We start from the raw sequence: 16,296 nt of genomic DNA on the forward strand, positions 1-16,296 counted from the left end.
GCTGCGGCAGGATAGGACATTGCCCCTGTCGCAAGGATGATCCGTGGCCCGTTCGACCAAGTTCGCCGCTCTGTTACTGCTAGCGCTATCGACCACCGCCATCGCGCAGGACGCGCCGAAGAAGGACAAGTCGGAGAGCAACGCCGATCGGATGAAGGCCGAGGCGGAGGCGGATTACGCCAACGCACCGGTCGCCGAGCAGGAGGTCAAGTCGAAGGGCCGCGTCACGGTCGGCGGCAAGTCGCTCGGCTATACCGCGACCGTCGGCACGCTGACGCTGCGCGATACCGAGGGCAAGCCGACCGCCAGCCTGTTCTACACCGGCTACACGCTCGACGGGGTGAAGCCCGGGACCAAGCGGCCGGTGACGTTCTTCTACAATGGCGGGCCGGGGTCCCCCAGTTTCTGGCTTCACATGGGCTCGTTCGCGCCGGTCCGCCTGCGCACCGCCAACCCCGAATACATCAAGCCCGCGCCGTACGACTTCGGCCCCAACCCCGACACGTTGCTCGACAAGACCGACATGGTGTTCATCGACGCGGTCGGCACCGGCTATTCGCGGCCGCTCGGCGACACGAAACCGTCCGCCTTCTACGGCGTCGACGAGGATGCCGACGCGTTCGCCAAGGGCATCCTGCGCTACGCCACCAAATACGGCCGCTGGAACAGTCCGAAATTCCTGTTCGGCGAGAGCTATGGCACCACCCGATCGGGCGCGCTCGCCTACCAGTTGCAGGATCGCGGGATGGCACTGAACGGCGTCGTGCTGCTGTCGTCGATCATGAACTATGGCTACCGCCAGCCGGGGCTCGACGAGATCTACCTCAACTATCTGCCGAGCTATGCGGCGAGTGCCTGGTACCATAACCGCCTGCAGAACCGTCCCGCCGACGTCGCCACGACGGTCGCCGAGGCCCGCGCGTTCGCGACCGGGCCGTATGCGGCAGCGCTGTCGAAGGGGCAGACGATCTCGGACGCGGAGCGCGACACGGTCGCCACCCGGATGAGCCAGTTGATCGGGATCTCGCCCGACTTCATCAAGCGCGCCAATCTCCGCATCGACCTCGCCCGCTTCCAGAAGGAATTGTTGCGCGACCAGCGGCTGACGCTCGGCCGGTTCGATTCGCGCTATACCGGCATCGACAGCGATGCGGCGGGCGAGCGGCCCGAGACCGACGCGTCGGACACCGCGATCGCCGGCGCGTTCATCGCGACGTTCAACGACTATGTGACGCACACGCTCGGTTACAAGACCGAGATGCCCTACCGCCTCAGCGCGCGCGATGCGCCGGGCTGGACGTGGAACTGGAAGCACGACGCGCCGGGTCGTGGCGGCCAGTCGCAGAACAACCCCAACACCGCGGTCGACCTGGCCGCGGCGATGCGCGAGAATCCGTATCTCAACGTGCTGTCGATGAACGGCTATTACGACATGGCGACGCCGTTCTTCGGGACGGAGAACGATCTGGGGCACATGATGCTCGACCCGTCACGGCAGCGGAATTTGGCGTTTCGCTATTATCCCGCGGGGCACATGACGTATCTGAACCCCGAGGCGCTGCACCAGATGAAGGCGGATCTGGCGCGCTGGTATGATCAGGCGGTCGGCGAGGCGCGGAGCGCGACGCCGCCGGGTGGCGCGAGTGTTTCGGGTGCGGAGGGTTCGGGGCAGGTGCCGAACTAACCCAACACGCTCCGTCATGCCGGGCTCGTTCCGGCATCCACCGTTCCGCACAATCGAGAGACATGAGATCGCGGAACCGTGGGCCCCGGAACAAGTCCGGGGTAACGGAGTGGTTGGCGCACGTGGTCATCCGCACGCAAGCCGACAGCCTACCGAGCCCCTTCCAGCGCCTTCGCCCGGCGGCGTTGCACCGAGCTGCCGATCCCCAGCGCCTCGCGGTACTTCGCCACCGTCCGCCGCGCGATGTCGAAGCCCTTGCCGTTGAGCAATTCGACCAATGTATCATCCGACAGGATCTTCGCGCCCTCGGTGTCGATCAGCGCTCGGATCGCGGATTTCACCGCCTGTGCCGACACCGCCTCGCCGCCGTCCGCGGACTGGATCGCGCTCGTGAAGAAGTATTTCAGCTCGTACAGCCCGCGCGCGCACGAGACGTATTTGTTGCTCGTCACGCGGCTGACGGTAGATTCGTGCATCTCGATCGCGTCCGCCACCTGGCGCAGCGTCAAGGGCCGCAAGTGCGCGACGCCTTTCAAGAAGAACGCCTCCTGCTGCTTCACGATCTCGGTCGCGACCTTGATGATCGTCCGCTGGCGCTGGTCCAAGGCTTTCACCAGCCAGTTCGCGCTGGCAAGGCAGTCCGACAGCCACGCCTTCGACACCTTGTCCTGCTGCCCGCCCGAGAGTTCGGTATAATAACTGCGGTTGACCAGCACGCGCGGCAGGGTGGAGGCGTTGATCTCGATCGCCCAGCCGGCTTTCGTCCGCGCCACGAACAGGTCGGGCGTCACCGACTGCGACGGCTCGCCGCCATAGCGACACCCCGGCTTCGGATCATACCCCCGCAGTTCGCGGATCATGTCGGCCATGTCCTCGTCGTCGACGTCGCACATCCGCTTCAGACGCGTCAGTTCGCCACGCGCGAGCAGGTCCAGATTGTCGATCAACCGCGCCATGCACGGATCGTAGCGGTCCGCCTCGAGCGCCTGCAACGCTAGGCATTCGGCAAGATCGCGCGCGCCCACCCCGGTCGGGTCGAACGTCTGGATCGTCGCCAGCACGCCCTCGACGCGAACCAGCGGCACGCCGAGCCGGTTAGCGATGTCGAGCAGCGATACGGTCAGGTAGCCCGCCTCGTCGATCTGGTCGATCAGATGCGCAGCGATGAACGCGTCTTCGTGCGGGACCGCGGGCCCGGCTTGCGCGAGCAGGTGATCCGCGAGGCTGAGGCTGGTGTCGGCGAACGCGTCGAGATCGGGGCCGTCCTCGCCACCGACGCCGCCCGCGCTCGCGCCGGTCATCGAGAGCGCGCCGTCCATCCCGCTGCCGCCGTCGGCGACGCTGTCCTGCTGGTGACTTTCGGTGGCGTAGTCGACGTCGAGCGTCGGTTCGTCGCCTGCGCCGGTGCCGGAAACGAGTTCGTCGGCGGCGACGCGTTCGTCGCGGACTTCTGGGGCGGGTTCGCGGTCGGGGGCGTCACTGTCTTCGGCGGCGCTGGCTTCGAGCAAGGGGTTGCGCTCGACCTCTTCGGCGATGAACCCCTCGATCTCCAGGTTCGACAGCGCCAGCAGCTTGATCGCCTGCTGGAGCTGCGGGGTCATCACCAGCGACTGCGACTGGCGGATGTCCAGGCGAGGGGCGAGGCTCATGCGGGAGCCACCCATAACGAGTTCGACAACCCAATTCCGTCACCCCAGCGGAAGCTGGGGTCTCCCACGATCAGAGCGCGCGCCCTCACCGGGAGATCCCAGCTTTCGCTGGGATGACGGGTGGGGGTGGGGGCTGGGAGGGGGGGCGGCATAAGCTTAAAGCGAGAAGCCTTCGCCGAGATACAACCGTCGCACGTTCGCGTCGGCGACCAGTTCCTCCGGCGAGCCCGAGAACAGCACGCGGCCGTCATAGATGATGTACGCGCGGTCGACGATCTCGAGCGTCTCGCGGACATTGTGGTCGGTGATCAGCACGCCGATATCGCGGCGCTTCAGATCCTTCACCAGATCGCGGATGTCGGCGATCGAGATCGGATCAATCCCCGCAAACGGCTCGTCGAGCAGCATGATCGACGGATCCGCGGCCAGCGCACGGGCGATTTCCGCACGACGCCGCTCGCCGCCCGACAGCGCCATTGCCGGAGCCGCACGGAGCCGCGTCAGGCCGAACTCCTCGAGCAGCGTGTCGAGCTTCCGCTGGCGCGCCGCCTTGTCGGGCTCGGACAACTCCAGCACGGTCAGGATGTTCTTCTCGATCGTCAGCCCGCGGAAGATCGACGTTTCCTGCGGCAGATAGCCCAGGCCGAGGATCGCGCGCCGGTACATCGGCAGCTTCGTGATGTCCTCGCCGTCGAGCATAATCCGGCCAGAATCGGGCTTCACCAGCCCCATCACCGAATAGAAGCAGGTCGTCTTGCCCGCGCCGTTCGGTCCGAGCAGCCCGACCACTTCGCCGCGCCCGACCGACACCGACACGTCGGTCAGCACGACGCGCTTGTCGTAGGACTTGGCGATCGAGACGACCTGGAGCCCATTGCTCACCGGCGGCTCGGAAATCGGCTCGACCGCTTCGATCGGGGGCAGCGTGGTGGCGTCCATGGGATCAGGCCCTCGCAAAAGTCAGTCGCCGAACGCTCGGCGTGATGGTGTCGCCGAACCTCTGGGGTTTGGCAGGAAACATGCATGAGCGCGCCGCCGGAGGGAAGCCCCTGCGGTACGCTCGCGCGTCAGTTGCGCTTGGGGACCGAGAAGGTGCCGGTCACGCGGCCGCCGGTCTGCGTTACGGTGCCACCGCTCGCGGCCGATCCCGCGGCGCTGCCCCCGGCGACCGACGATCCGTCGATCACCGAGCGCCCGGTGTCGAGGTTCATCGTCAGGCGCCCGCCGTTCACGGTGTTGCCCGCCTGCGTCAGCGTGACCGCGCCGAGCATCGTGATGACGCGGCGATTGAGGTCGTAGATCGCGTACTGACTGCGGGCGGTCTGGTCGGGGCGCTTGACGATCACGCCGCCCGACGCGTCGAGCCGCGAGACCTGCGGGTTTCCGCCGATCACCTGGCCGGTATAGGCGACCGTCATCCGCGCCGAGTTCAGCGTCATCTCGGCCTGCTTGACCGCGACGTTGCCCGACAGGATGGCGCGGTTCGCCTTGTCCTGCAGCTCGATATGATCCGCGCCGAAATCGATCGGGGCGTTGGAATTGTGCGACTGCTGCGCGACCGCGGTCGTGGAGAGCAGGACGGCAGACAGAGCTGCTAATAAGTGAGTGGCGCGCATGGCGGTTATTTCGGCCCTCTGGGGATGATCCGCAAGCGCGCATTGCCATCGAGCGTCACGGTCCGCTCTTCGAGGTTCGCGCGCAGCTTGTTCGCGCTGAACGTTCCCTGCTGGACGGTGCCGGTCGCAGCACCGCCGCTTTCGAGCGTGCGCGCCTTCATGTCGATCGTCGCGTTGGTCGTCTTCAGGTCGTAGCCGCCCGCCGCAGTGGCGTTGAGCGGGCCGAACAGCTGCACCTTCTCGGTGTCCATGTCGTAGCGACCGTTGTTCGCCTTGATGTTGGCGGGGCCGTCGGTCAGCTGGATCTGCGCGGCGAGCTGGTTGAGCTGGACGATCGGTTCGGCCGAGCTTTTCTGGATCGCCGACTTCGCATCGAGCGTGAACGCCTGGCCCTTGCTGTCCTCGCCGCGATAGCGCGCGGCCTGGATCTTCATCCGCTCCTGCGCGACGTCGACCTTGTTCTTGTCGAGCAGGAACGACACGTCGCCGCCCGCGGTCAACGGCGCCATCACCAGGAACGCCGCCAGCACGCCGATCGCGGTCGGCAGCGCGACGCGCGCGATCGCGACGAATCGATCGTGGCTGCCACCGGGCGCGGCCCAGTCCTGCCGCGCGGTGCGTGCGCGACGGGCGACAGGTGAGGGCGGCGGAACGTCCATCAAGCGTGCGCGAAAATGTCGATTTCGGGCCAGCCGGCGAGATCGAGTGCGGCGCGGGTCGGCAGGAAGTCGAAGCACGCCTGTGCCAGCTCCATCCGGCCTTCGCGAATCAGGCGCTTGTCGAGCTCGGTCCGCAACCGGTGGAGAAAGCGCACGTCGGACGCCGCGTAATCCTTCTGCGCGTCGGACAGCTCGGGGCTGCCCCAGTCGGACGATTGCTGCTGCTTCGAGATATCCTGGCCGAGCAGTTCGCGAACCAGTTCCTTCAGGCCGTGGCGATCGGTGTAGGTGCGCACCAGCCGCGAGGCGATCTTGGTACAATACACAGGCGCCGCGACGACGCCGAGATAATGCTGGACCGCGGCGATATCGAACCGTCCGAAATGGTAGAGCTTCACGCGCGCCGGATCGGCCAGCAGCGCCTTCAGATTGGGTGCGTCATAGCCGGCACCCGCGGCGAAGCGGACGAGGTGCTCGTCGGGGCCGCCATCCGACAACTGGACCAGGCACAGCCGATCGCGCGGGGTGATGAGACCCATCGTCTCGGTATCGACGGCGATCGCGGCGCCGGCCGCGAACAGATCGGCGGGGATGTCGCCTTCGTGGAGATGAACTGTCATGACGGTGGCCGTAGCGGTCCGCGGCTGAACGCTCAATGGCCCAGTCATACGCAGCGGTGTCGAATCGGGCGATAAGATGGCCTGCTTGGCGCGCCTGCGACGAGTCGTGGCTTACAAGCGACACTTGCGTCAGTATCGATCCAAATCGCGCGACGTAGGACAAGAATCTATTCGCGACGGCTTGTAATTTGCGCTAAGGGTCTCCTCAAGGCGCAAAAGGTTTCGCGCTGGAAAACCCGCGTTCGTCGTCCGGCACAAGGGTTTTGAGAAATTTGCGGGCGAACCGGGAAGACGAACAGAGCTTATGGGTTTCGATAAAGGTGGCCGCGGGAACCGTGGCGGGCGTGGCCGCGACAAGCGCGACAGCTTCGGCGGCGGCGACAACGAGTTCGGCGGCGGCAGTAGCTTTGGCGGTGGCGGCGATCGGTTCGGCGGCGGCGGTAGCAGCTATGGCGGCGGCGGTGGCTCGAGCTACGGTGGCGGCGGTGGCAGCAGCTACGGTGGCGGCAGCAGCTTCGGTGGCGGCAGCGGCGGCGGCGGCGGTGGTTACCGCGGCGGCGGCGGTGGCGGCGGCTTCTCGGGCGGCGGCGGCGGCGGCGGTGGTCGCGGCATGCCTCCCCAGGTCGTCGGCGAAGGCACCGGCGTCGTAAAGTTCTTCAACGCGCAGAAGGGCTTCGGCTTCGTCGTTCGCGATGACGGCGGCGAGGACGTGTTCGTCCACATCAGCGCAGTCGAGCAGGCCGGGATGGTCGCGCTCGCCGAGGGTCAGCCGCTCGGCTTCACGCTCGTCGACCGCGGTGGCCGTATCTCGGCAACCGACCTGAAGATCGACGGCGAGCCGATGGCCGTCACCGATCGCGGCCCGCCGCGTGACCGTGATGCCGGCCCGGGCGCGCCCCGTGGTGGCGATCGCGACCGTGACGGTGGTGCAGGTGGCGCACAGCGTCAGCTCACCGGCGAGAAGGCGACCGGTACGGTCAAGTTCTTTAACGCGATGAAGGGCTTCGGCTTCATCCAGCGCGACGACGGACAGCCTGACGCATTCGTCCACATCTCGGCCGTTGAGCGCGCCGGCATGGCGACGCTGAACGAGGGCGACAAGCTCGAGTTCGAGCTCGAGGTCGATCGTCGCGGCAAGTACGCAGCGGTGAACCTGAGCGCAGGCGGCTGATAGCTGGCTGATCGTACCGTGTTCGGTAGGATAATGATTGCGGCCGGTCTCGCTTTGGCGGGGCCGGCCGTTCTCGTTTCTGGAGCGCCTGCGCAAACCGACGTGCCGGTACTGTCGGCAACGATCGTCGCGCGCTACCCGCACGACCGCACCGCGTTCACCGAGGGTCTGCTCTGGCACGACGGCGCGCTCTACGAGAGCACCGGCCAGGAACGCCAATCCGACGTCCGCCGCGTGTCGCTCAAGGAAGGCAAGATCCTGGCGAAGGCGCGTATCGACCCCGCGCAGTTCGGCGAAGGCCTCGCGCTGTGGAAGGACGAACTGGTCAGCCTCACCTGGCACGACGGCATTGCCCACCGCTGGGACATCCGCACGTTGAAGCCCAAGGGCGAAAACCGCTACACCGGCGAGGGCTGGGGCCTGACGAGCGACGGCGTGTCGCTGCTTCAGTCCGATGGTAGCGCCGACATCATCTTCCGCGATCCGCTGACGCTGGCCGAGCGGAAGCGCATCGCAGTGACGATCGACGGGCGCCCCTTACGCGACATCAACGAGCTGGAATATGTCCACGGCGTGCTGTTGGCGAACGTCTGGCACACCGGTTTCCTGGTTCGGATCGATCCCAAGACCGGCAAGGTTACCGCGGTGATCGACCTCCGCCCGCTGGTCGCTGAAATCGCCGCGACCGACCGCGAGGCGGTGCTCAACGGCATTGCCTGGAACGCGAAGGCCGACCGGTTGTTCGTGACCGGTAAATACTGGCCGACGCTGTTCGAGATAAAGATCGCCGCAGCCGCGCCGTAAGGCCTGCCCATCTGCCGAGGGATCGATCGAGGACAGCGGCCACGCTCCTCGATCGCCCCTGTCGCACCGTCAGGCCACGCTCATTTTTTCGGCGCGAACGAGAATAGTTCGGTCTTGATCGACGCCGGCGCACCAGGCTTGAACCAGTTGGTGTCCTGTATATGGCTGGCCGTCACATAGATCCGGCCATCCGGCCCTTCCGAAAACGTGTCGGGCCAGCGCAGGCGCGGGTCGGTCAGCACCGGCTCGACATGATCGCCGACCAGCCGCGTGATGCCATTGTCGGTCGGCGACGAGATATAGAGCACGCCTGCCTTGCTCATCCACAGGCCATCGGCGACGTGCGTCTGCGCGACCGTCTTCACGCCCGCCGCGCGGGTCGCTTCGCTGACGCCGACGCGCAACAGCGCGGTATCGATCGAATACAGCGTCTTGCCGGTCAGCGCCTGGTAATAGAGCGTCTTGCCGTCGTTCGAGATCGCGATGCCGTCCGCGGCAAAAGCGGGCTGGCGATTGTCGGGGCGGACGAGCGGCTTGCCGTCGGTCGTGACCGTCACGGTCTTGTCGATCTGTGTCGAGCCATGCCCGTCGAGCGCGCGGAAGCCTTTGCCGCTCTCCAGGTCGATGACGATGATCGCGCCGCGCGTGCCCGAATCGGTGATGTATCCGGTCTTGCCGTCGGGCGAGAAGCGGATGTCGTTGAGGTAGGTGCCCTGCAACGCGACATCGAGCGGCACCTTGATGACCTTGGTCACGCGGTTGGTGGCCAAATCGACCTTGACCAGCTTGGGTGCGCCTTCGAGGATCTTCTCGTTGCCGGGCGCGCCGGGATCGAGCACCCAGAGGTTGCCGTGGCCGTCGGGCACGATCGACTGCACGCAGACGAAATAGTCGCCGACCGGGAGTTCGTTGGCGCGCGCGTTACGCCAGCTGTTCCACTTCGCGTCGGGATAGGCCTTTAGCGAGCCGTCCTTCATCACCTCGGCGACCGAAATCGGCGCATCGTCGGTCCAGCGCGGGAAATTGACGAAGCGGCGGCCATCGGCGGTGACGGCGACGCCGGTCGCCTGGTGATCGAACTGCGCGACCTGGGTCAGTGGGCTTGCAGCAGTCTGCGCGTTGGCGACACCGATCGCCGCGGCCGCGACGACAGCAATCGCGGCGGCGCCGGCGAGAAAGGGCTTGGTCTTCGACATTAAGAGGCTCCGGTCGGTTTTATCGGATAGGTCGGCAGGATCGCCGGTGAACAGCTGGACGAGATGGCGCGCGACTGCGTCGGGGTTTTCGCGCTGAGGGAAGTGCCCGACACCGGCGAGTTCGACGAATGCGAACGGGCCGGTGAACTTGCCGGGCACGGCCTTGCCGGCGGAGGGTGGGTTCACGCCGTCGACCGCGCCCTGGACGTAGAGCGTTGGCAGCGACAGCGTGCGGGTCGTCTTGACCTTGTCCTCGAGCCACTGGCTGCGCGGATCGGGGTCAGCTTCGTCCCAGCGCGCGCGGTAACTGTGGAGCGTGACGTCGGCCCAGGCGGGGTTCTCGAACGACCGGGCGACACGGTCGAAAATTGCTTCGTCGAACCAGCCCGGCGGCGACCAGTTCTGCCAGTGGATGCGTGCAAAGCCCTTGTGATCGTCGCGCACTGCCTGCGCCCCGCGCTCGGTCGCCATGAACCAGTGATACCATTGGCGCTGCGCCTGCTCGAACGGTGGCGTCGGCATGCCACCGAGCCGGGGCGGCGTTGCCAGCATCGCCATCCGCTCGACGCGGTCTGGCCAGCCGACCGCCATCGCCTCGGCGGTGTTCGAGCCCCAATCGTGCCCGGCGACCATGAACCGCTCGATGCCGAGTGCATCCATCAATCCGATCATGTCCATCGCCAGAATCGCGCTGTTGCCGGTGCGGGGCGCGGCGTCGTCGACGAACCTCGTCGCGCCGAACCCGCGCAATGTCGGCACGATCGTCCGCAGGCCGGCGGCGTTGAGCTTGGGCACGACCGCATCCCAGGTGGACGAATCGTCGGGCCAGCCGTGGATCAGCAGGACGGGTCGTGCGCCCGGATCGCCTTGGTCGATATAACTGACGATGAGATCGCCAACGGTGATTTCAGGCATGGATTCGGCTCCGTGGGGACGGAGAGGTTAACCTGCGATACCGTGAAAGGTTCAGGGAGCTGCGTCAGATCAACCACTTAAGACGAAGGCCGGCGCCGCATTGCGACCCCGGCCCTTGTCAGCTTCACGATCCACCCCCTTGCGGCGGCGGATCGCTCAGTTGCTCCCGATCAGCGCTTCGGCGCGGCTGCGAACGCCATCTTCAAGCGCGTGATGGCCAGGGTGTTCGCGTCCTGTGCGCCGCGCACGATCATGCCCATGCCGAAGAACTCGTGCGTCACGCCCGGGAAGGTCCGCTGCTCGACCTTGTCTCCGGCGGACCGCATCGCGCGCGCCAGCGTCTCGCCGTCCGAGCGGAGCGGATCGATCTGCGCGTTGATGATCGTCGTCGGCGGCAGACCACGCAGGTTCGCCTTGACCAGGTTCAACCGCGGATCCTGCACATCGGCGGGCGTGCTCTGGTAATAATGACCGAACCATTTCAGCATCGCGGCATTGAGGGGCGCCGCATTCGCCGAATCCATGCGCGATGGCAGCGTGATGCTACTGTTAGCGATCGGATAGATCGAGACGATGTGCCGCGGCTTGGTCAGTCTGTTGTCGCGCGCGTAGATCGCGGTGGCGACGGCCAGATTGCCACCGGCACTCTCGCCGACGACTGCGATCTTGCGTGGATCGCCACCCCAGGCGGCGGCGTTCTGCAACGTCCAGCGATACGCGGCGGCGGCGTCTTCGTGCTGCGCCGGGAACTTGAATTCGGGCGCATGGCGATATTCGACCGAGACGACGATCGCACCAAGCTGTTTGGCGAGCAGGCGCGGGGCGGCGTCATAGGTGTCAACCGTCGCGATCACCCAGCCGCCACCGTGATAATACACGACCACCGGCAGGTTTTTCGCATTGGCCAGCGCTGCCGGCTTGTAGATACGGGCGAACTGCTGCGCGTCGCTGCCGTACGGCATGTCGCGCGTCGTCACGGTTGCGTCGGGCGTTCCCGCCAGACCGTGCTTGATCATGACCTGCTTGGCGGCATCGGCGGGCGAAGGCTGCATCCGCGCGACCGCTGGCGTCAGCGTCTCGATCGGCTTGCCGCCCAGGGCCGCGAGCTGGTCGAGTACGACCTGCATGTCGGGCGCCGCCTTGGCAGGCTGCGTCGCGGTCATCGCCGGGGGCGGTGGCGGGGCGGCATCGGCCGAGCGGGCCGACTGCGCCAGCGCCATGCCCGATGTGGTGACGAGTGCGGCGGCGGCGAGCGCCATCAACGATGCGCGCGACGAACGGCTGGTCATAGAACGGAATTCCTGTTTCGAGTGCCCCCACTCGCGGCTAGAACCTCAGCGCCGGGTTTCCGTTCCCTATATGCCCTAACCCGCGCAATTCACGGGCGATTCCTGGCGCGTAGGGCAGTCAGTGCAACGCGGACCGGTTGCATCGTCTGCGCCGGCCGGAACGAGAGCAGGGCGACCAGCGCGACGCCGCCGATCGAGGCTGCGCCGAGGAACCGGACGAATCGCTCGCCGGTCAACGGGGCGCCGCAGCAGACCAGCACGACGATCATGATCAGCGCCGCGATCAGGCGAAGCGCGCGGACCGTCGCGGGGTTGGCGATGCCCAGATCGCGGCGATATTTGAACGATGCCGCCGCCAGCAGCAACCAGGCGACGAAGCACATCAGCGCGGCTTCAAGCATATTCCTTCTCCCGTATCGTCCGGCGGACTTTCGCGGCCGGCTTGCTGCGCCCCGATCGCCACGCGCCCAGCGCAAGCAGCGCGGCGATCGCGAGCATCGCCAGGTCGAAGCCGGCGAACAGCATGTCGCCCGACAGCAGCGATCCCGGCAGGCCGCGCGAGGTGGTCACGATATCGACCAGCGGGATCGCCGCGAAGGCCGCCGCGCCCACCGCGAATCCTTCGCTCCAGGCACGGCGTGCGGGCCGGGCGAGCTGAAGCAGTGCTATGCCGCCCCATGCCCAGAACATCGCCGCGACCTCGGCCTCCGCGCGACCTGTGGCTGCCGCCGGGATCAGCCGGTTGGCGAGCAGGTATGCCGCCATGCCGATCGGCAGCCCGGCGATCACGCCGATATTGAGCCGCTCGACCAATTTCAGCCCGAAGAACGGCATGGCCCCCGGCTTGCGGCGCTTGGCGGTCCACAGCAGCAGCCCCGTACCGACCATCGCCGCGCCGGTCAGCCCGAGCAGGAGATACGCCCAGCGCAACGCCGGCCCGGCGAACTGCGCGACGTGCAAGCCCAGCATAACACCCGCCGTGGCCAGCGCGGGACCGACGTCGCCGGCCTTTTCGAGCAAGCGGCCGTCGCTGCCCGAATAGGTGATCGACGGGCCACGGCCGTTGAGCGATGCGGTCGTGCGGCGGTATAGCGTGACGGTGCTATCGCGGTCGTTCGGATGGCGGACGACCAGCGTCGAGACGGGGGCTGCGAACCGACGCTCCGCATCCGCGACGAGCGGACCGATCGGCACGAGCGGCGCAGGCGTCTCGCTCGCCTCCCGGTCCGCGGGCGTGCCGAACGCCGCGACGTAATAGTCGGCGGGCTTGGCGTAGTTCGCGGCGACCGGCCACGGCATATACATCGCCACCAGCGTGATCAGCCCGGTGTACGTGATCATCGCGTGATAGGGCAGCGCCAGCACCGCCGAGACGTTGTGTGCGTCGAGCCAGCTGCGTTGCCCCTTGTTCCAGCGCAATGTGAAGAAGTCGGCGAAGATCCGCTTGTGCGTAATCACGCCCGAGATGATCGCGCCGAGCATGAACATCGCGCACAGCCCGGCGACCCAGCGGCCCCAGATCGGCGGCAGCTGAAGCTGGAAATGGAAGCGGTAGAAATGCTCGCCACCGCGCGTCTCGCGGGCATGGACCTCATTGCCGGTCGCGGGATCGAGCACGATCTCGGGCGCGCGCCGGCGCTTTTTCGCGGCGTTCGGATCGGGCTTGCGCTGTTCGAAGATCCGCATCGCCGTCGTCCGCGCATCGGGCAGATACACATACCATTGGACGTCGTACGTGCCGACCCGCTGCATATGCGCGACCGCGGTTTCCGCCGCCTGCGCGGAGCTGACGGGGGCCGCGCGGTATTCGGGCTGCATCCACTGCGTGATCTCGGGCCGGAAATAGCTCGCGGTACCGGTCAGGAACATCGCGAACAGGATCCAGCCCGCCAGCAACCCCAGCCAGCCGTGGATCCACGCCATGCTCTGTCGCAGCGTCATCGTCACGGGCGGACACCGAGCAGCCAGAGCACGCCGCCACCGGCCAAGGCGATACCCCAGACCGCACCGGAGACCCGCACCAGCCGCGGCTCGTGGAAGCTCCACAGTCCGATCGCCGCGAAGATCAGGAACGACGCGATCATGCCCCAGCTGGTGGCCTCTACCCGTGCGATCGGGAGCAACCGGGCAAGCAACGTCGCCAGCACTGCCGCTGCGGCATAGCCACCGATCAGGGCGGTCATGCACCGGACTGTCATCGCCCAGACGCCTCGCCGCACCTTGCGACTGGCCGCCGGTGTGCGGAACGCCGCGCTACGGCCGCTCGTCAACTCATCGTCATTTCTTGGTGCCATCCATGGCGACCGTCTTTAGCGGCGTGTGCGAGTCATTATCAATATCAAAGTGGGCGGGGAGATTCGGCGATGGATCGACGAGCGCGCATCGCCTGCTGTTTCTTGGCCGGCAGTCATCATCTCGGCACGTCGCGCACCGATGTCGGCCCGCGGCGCTTCGCCGAGCGACGAAGCGGAACGATCGGGGACCGCCTAGCGTGCGTCCTCGATCGGTGCGGTCAGGATGACGCGGAGGCCGGGCATGTTGTCGTCCTGTTCGATCGCGCCCGACAGCCCGGCGACGATCGCCGTCATCATCCGGCTGCCGAACCCCTCGCGCGTGCCCGACTTGCCGACGCCATTGTCGGCAACGACCAGCCGCAGGCGGCTGCGATGCTGTTCCAGCGTGATCTCGATCGGGCCGGGGCGACCGGCATAGGCGTATTTGCTCGCATTGATGACGAGCTCGGTGAGCACCAGCCCGATATTGACCGCGCGATCGGTCGGCACCAGCACGGGTGCGAGATCGAGCGTCATCTGCGCCGCCCAGTCCGCGCCGAGCGAGGTCTTCATGTCGCCGGCCAGTTCCTCGAGATAGCGCGACAGGTCGACCGACTCGACCTGGTCGTCGCGGTAGAGCCGGCGATGCACCAGCGCGACCGCCGCGAGCCGCGCCTGCGCCTCGGCCAGATGCTCCTTCACCTTGGCGTCGTCGGACGATTTCGCCTGGAGCGACAGAAATGCGGCGACCAGCTGGAGGCTGTTCTGGACGCGGTGATTGACCTCCTTCATCAGGACGTCCTTCTGCGCGATCAGCGCATCCTTGTCGGCGAGCGTACGCTGCAGGTCGGCGTTCAGCAGTCGCAGCCGCTGGTTGACATGTGCATCGTGGAACGCGCGTCGCAGGCGGTGCGACGCCTCGATCTCCTCGCGCGTCCATCGTCGCGAGCGACCGCCGACCGCCTGCGTCCAGGATTCGAACGAGGTGCGCGGGGTCAGCACGGCGTTTGGATCGACCGACACCGCCTTGTGCGGATTGCCCGCCCATTCGATCTCCTCGACCTGCTCGGCACGGAACCACAGCAGGATCGCGCCCTCGTCGATTAGCGGCAGCGCCAGCACGCCGCTGGCCTTGGCACGATATGCCTCGGCGTAGGGATAGAGGGAGGAGAGCTCGTGCGTCGCAAACGGCTCGATGCCGCCGCGGACACGCGCCCAGCCAGCAAGGTCGAGGATGTCGTCGCGGTTCGGGCAAACCCCGGTGCGGTCGATGGTGGTCCCGTCGACGAACGCGAAACCGTCGCCATCGAGCATCCGCCGGAGGTCTTCGCGCAGTGCCTTGACGATGCTCAGCGGGGCAGGGTCTGTCGCAAGCTTCGGGATCACCGCGTCCTCCGCCGCGCGCAGCCGCAGCCGCTCGCGGTAAGTCTCGGCCTCCTCCTTCGCGCGGATCTGGCGCGCGAGGCCGCCGGCCAGCGTCGCCGCCGCCGCGCGGATGTCGGGCGTCAGGACACGCGGGGATCCGTGGTGGCAGGCGATCATGCCCCACAACAGCCCGTCCTTGACGATCGAGATCGACGCCGATGCTGCAACGCCCATGTTGGCGAGATAGCGGAGGTGGATCGGCGACACGCTGCGCAACGCGACATCGCTCAGGTCGAGCGTCTCGAACCCGGCGGGACGCAAGATCGCGGGGGTATAGTCGATCGCGGGGATCGTCCGGGTCCGGTTGCGGACGTAGAGCGCGCGCGCCTGCCGGGGGATGTCCGACGCGGGGAAATGATGATGGAGGAACGTGCCGAGCCCGGATACCTTGTCCTCGGCCATCACCCGGCCGGCCTCGTCGTCGAGGAAGCGGTAGATCATAACGCGGTCGAACCCGGTCAATTGCTGGAACGCGGTCGCGGCGCGTTCGCACAGCGCCTGGAGATTGCCTGCCCGCTCGAACGTGGCCGCCATCGCGTTCAGCCGCGCGAGCATGTGCGCCGCGGACATCGGCGCGGCCTCGACCGGCTCCAGCTCGACGAGCAGATGCGGCGCCGCACGGTGGATGGTGATATCGAAGCGTTCAGCCGGACCTGCCAGCGGAGCGCCGACGATCGCGCCGGTCGCCGGATCGCTGTCGGCGACCAAGGCAGCGATGTCCTGCGCGAGAACCGTGGAAAGATCCGCGCGAAGCCAGTCCGGGGTCAGCCGCGTTTCGAGATCGCCCGCGCCGGCGACGATAGCCAGGGTCGTCGCGTCCGCTACCAGCAACAGCCCATGTGGCTGGATCGCACCGGGAATGTGGATCGGCTCGCGGTCGCATGCCGTCAGATCAAGCCCCGTTGCGGCGGGGCCATCGGTATCGCTTGGCACGCTCATCTACGCGGAACTCTCCTGGAAGAGCCCGGACCATGCCGTCGCGCGTGGAACAAAGC

Annotated in this window: 14 protein-coding genes; 3 read left to right on the forward strand and 11 right to left on the reverse strand. The window is 66.9% G+C overall.

Features of this window, described 5'->3' with window-relative positions:
* Nucleotides 1-43 precede the first annotated feature (43 nt).
* Nucleotides 44-1,684 carry a S10 family peptidase gene (locus VH567_RS13005; protein WP_423326687.1) on the forward strand — a complete coding sequence of 547 codons (1,641 nt, stop codon included), beginning with the start codon at nt 44-46 and terminating at the stop codon, nt 1,682-1,684.
* A 149-nt stretch (nt 1,685-1,833) separates the two neighbouring features.
* Here VH567_RS13005 and rpoN read toward each other — a convergent pair whose 3' ends face one another.
* The 5 genes from rpoN to VH567_RS13030 all read right to left on the reverse strand — a co-directional run bounded on the left by rpoN (nt 1,834) and on the right by VH567_RS13030 (nt 6,228).
* Nucleotides 1,834-3,333, reverse strand: coding sequence for an RNA polymerase factor sigma-54 (gene rpoN, locus VH567_RS13010; protein ID WP_423326688.1), 1,500 nt, complete (start codon nt 3,331-3,333; stop codon nt 1,834-1,836).
* Between the two features lie 156 nt (nt 3,334-3,489).
* Nucleotides 3,490-4,272 carry an LPS export ABC transporter ATP-binding protein gene (gene lptB / locus VH567_RS13015; RefSeq protein ID WP_056474335.1) on the reverse strand — a complete coding sequence of 261 codons (783 nt, stop codon included), beginning with the start codon at nt 4,270-4,272 and terminating at the stop codon, nt 3,490-3,492.
* A gap of 128 nt (nt 4,273-4,400) precedes the next feature.
* Entirely contained in the window at nt 4,401-4,949 is a 549-nt protein-coding gene (locus VH567_RS13020; RefSeq protein ID WP_423326689.1) for an LptA/OstA family protein, read from the reverse strand.
* 5 nt (nt 4,950-4,954) lie between these two features.
* Nucleotides 4,955-5,608 (reverse strand): LPS export ABC transporter periplasmic protein LptC, encoded by a 654-nt coding sequence (lptC, locus tag VH567_RS13025; RefSeq protein ID WP_423326797.1) that lies wholly within the window; start codon nt 5,606-5,608, stop codon nt 4,955-4,957.
* Nucleotides 5,608-6,228, reverse strand: coding sequence for a ribonuclease D (locus VH567_RS13030; protein ID WP_332797695.1), 621 nt, complete (start codon nt 6,226-6,228; stop codon nt 5,608-5,610). Before VH567_RS13030 ends, lptC begins: the two co-directional genes overlap by 1 nt.
* 304 nt (nt 6,229-6,532) lie before the next feature.
* On the opposite strand from VH567_RS13030, the gene VH567_RS13035 reads away from it, so the two are divergent.
* Both VH567_RS13035 and VH567_RS13040 read left to right on the forward strand, forming a co-directional pair.
* Complete coding sequence (locus VH567_RS13035) at nt 6,533-7,399, forward strand: cold-shock protein (RefSeq protein WP_132734722.1); 867 nt, start codon at nt 6,533-6,535, stop codon at nt 7,397-7,399.
* Nucleotides 7,400-7,432: 33 nt separating this feature from the next.
* Nucleotides 7,433-8,203 carry a glutaminyl-peptide cyclotransferase gene (locus VH567_RS13040; RefSeq protein ID WP_423326690.1) on the forward strand — a complete coding sequence of 257 codons (771 nt, stop codon included), beginning with the start codon at nt 7,433-7,435 and terminating at the stop codon, nt 8,201-8,203.
* Nucleotides 8,204-8,283: 80 nt separating this feature from the next.
* On the opposite strand, the gene VH567_RS13045 is transcribed toward VH567_RS13040, so the two are convergent.
* From VH567_RS13045 to VH567_RS13070, 6 genes are all read right to left on the reverse strand, one after another.
* Nucleotides 8,284-10,314, reverse strand: coding sequence for an L-dopachrome tautomerase-related protein (locus tag VH567_RS13045; protein ID WP_423326691.1), 2,031 nt, complete (start codon nt 10,312-10,314; stop codon nt 8,284-8,286).
* A gap of 170 nt (nt 10,315-10,484) precedes the next feature.
* A complete protein-coding gene (locus tag VH567_RS13050) occupies nt 10,485-11,603 on the reverse strand; it encodes an alpha/beta hydrolase (RefSeq protein ID WP_423326692.1) in 1,119 nt (372 codons plus the stop codon).
* A gap of 89 nt (nt 11,604-11,692) precedes the next feature.
* On the reverse strand, nt 11,693-12,004 hold the full coding sequence (locus VH567_RS13055; protein WP_423326693.1) for a hypothetical protein: 312 nt from the start codon (nt 12,002-12,004) through the stop codon (nt 11,693-11,695).
* Nucleotides 11,997-13,544 carry a PepSY-associated TM helix domain-containing protein gene (locus tag VH567_RS13060; protein WP_423326798.1) on the reverse strand — a complete coding sequence of 516 codons (1,548 nt, stop codon included), beginning with the start codon at nt 13,542-13,544 and terminating at the stop codon, nt 11,997-11,999. Before VH567_RS13060 ends, VH567_RS13055 begins: the two co-directional genes overlap by 8 nt.
* 2 nt (nt 13,545-13,546) lie before the next feature.
* Nucleotides 13,547-13,786 carry a hypothetical protein gene (locus VH567_RS13065; protein WP_423326694.1) on the reverse strand — a complete coding sequence of 80 codons (240 nt, stop codon included), beginning with the start codon at nt 13,784-13,786 and terminating at the stop codon, nt 13,547-13,549.
* A gap of 303 nt (nt 13,787-14,089) precedes the next feature.
* Complete coding sequence (locus tag VH567_RS13070) at nt 14,090-16,240, reverse strand: histidine kinase dimerization/phosphoacceptor domain -containing protein (protein ID WP_423326695.1); 2,151 nt, start codon at nt 16,238-16,240, stop codon at nt 14,090-14,092.
* Nucleotides 16,241-16,296 lie beyond the last annotated feature (56 nt).

The sequence above is a fragment of the Sphingomonas sp. 4RDLI-65 genome (assembly GCF_049472435.1).
GTDB lineage: Bacteria > Pseudomonadota > Alphaproteobacteria > Sphingomonadales > Sphingomonadaceae > Sphingomonas.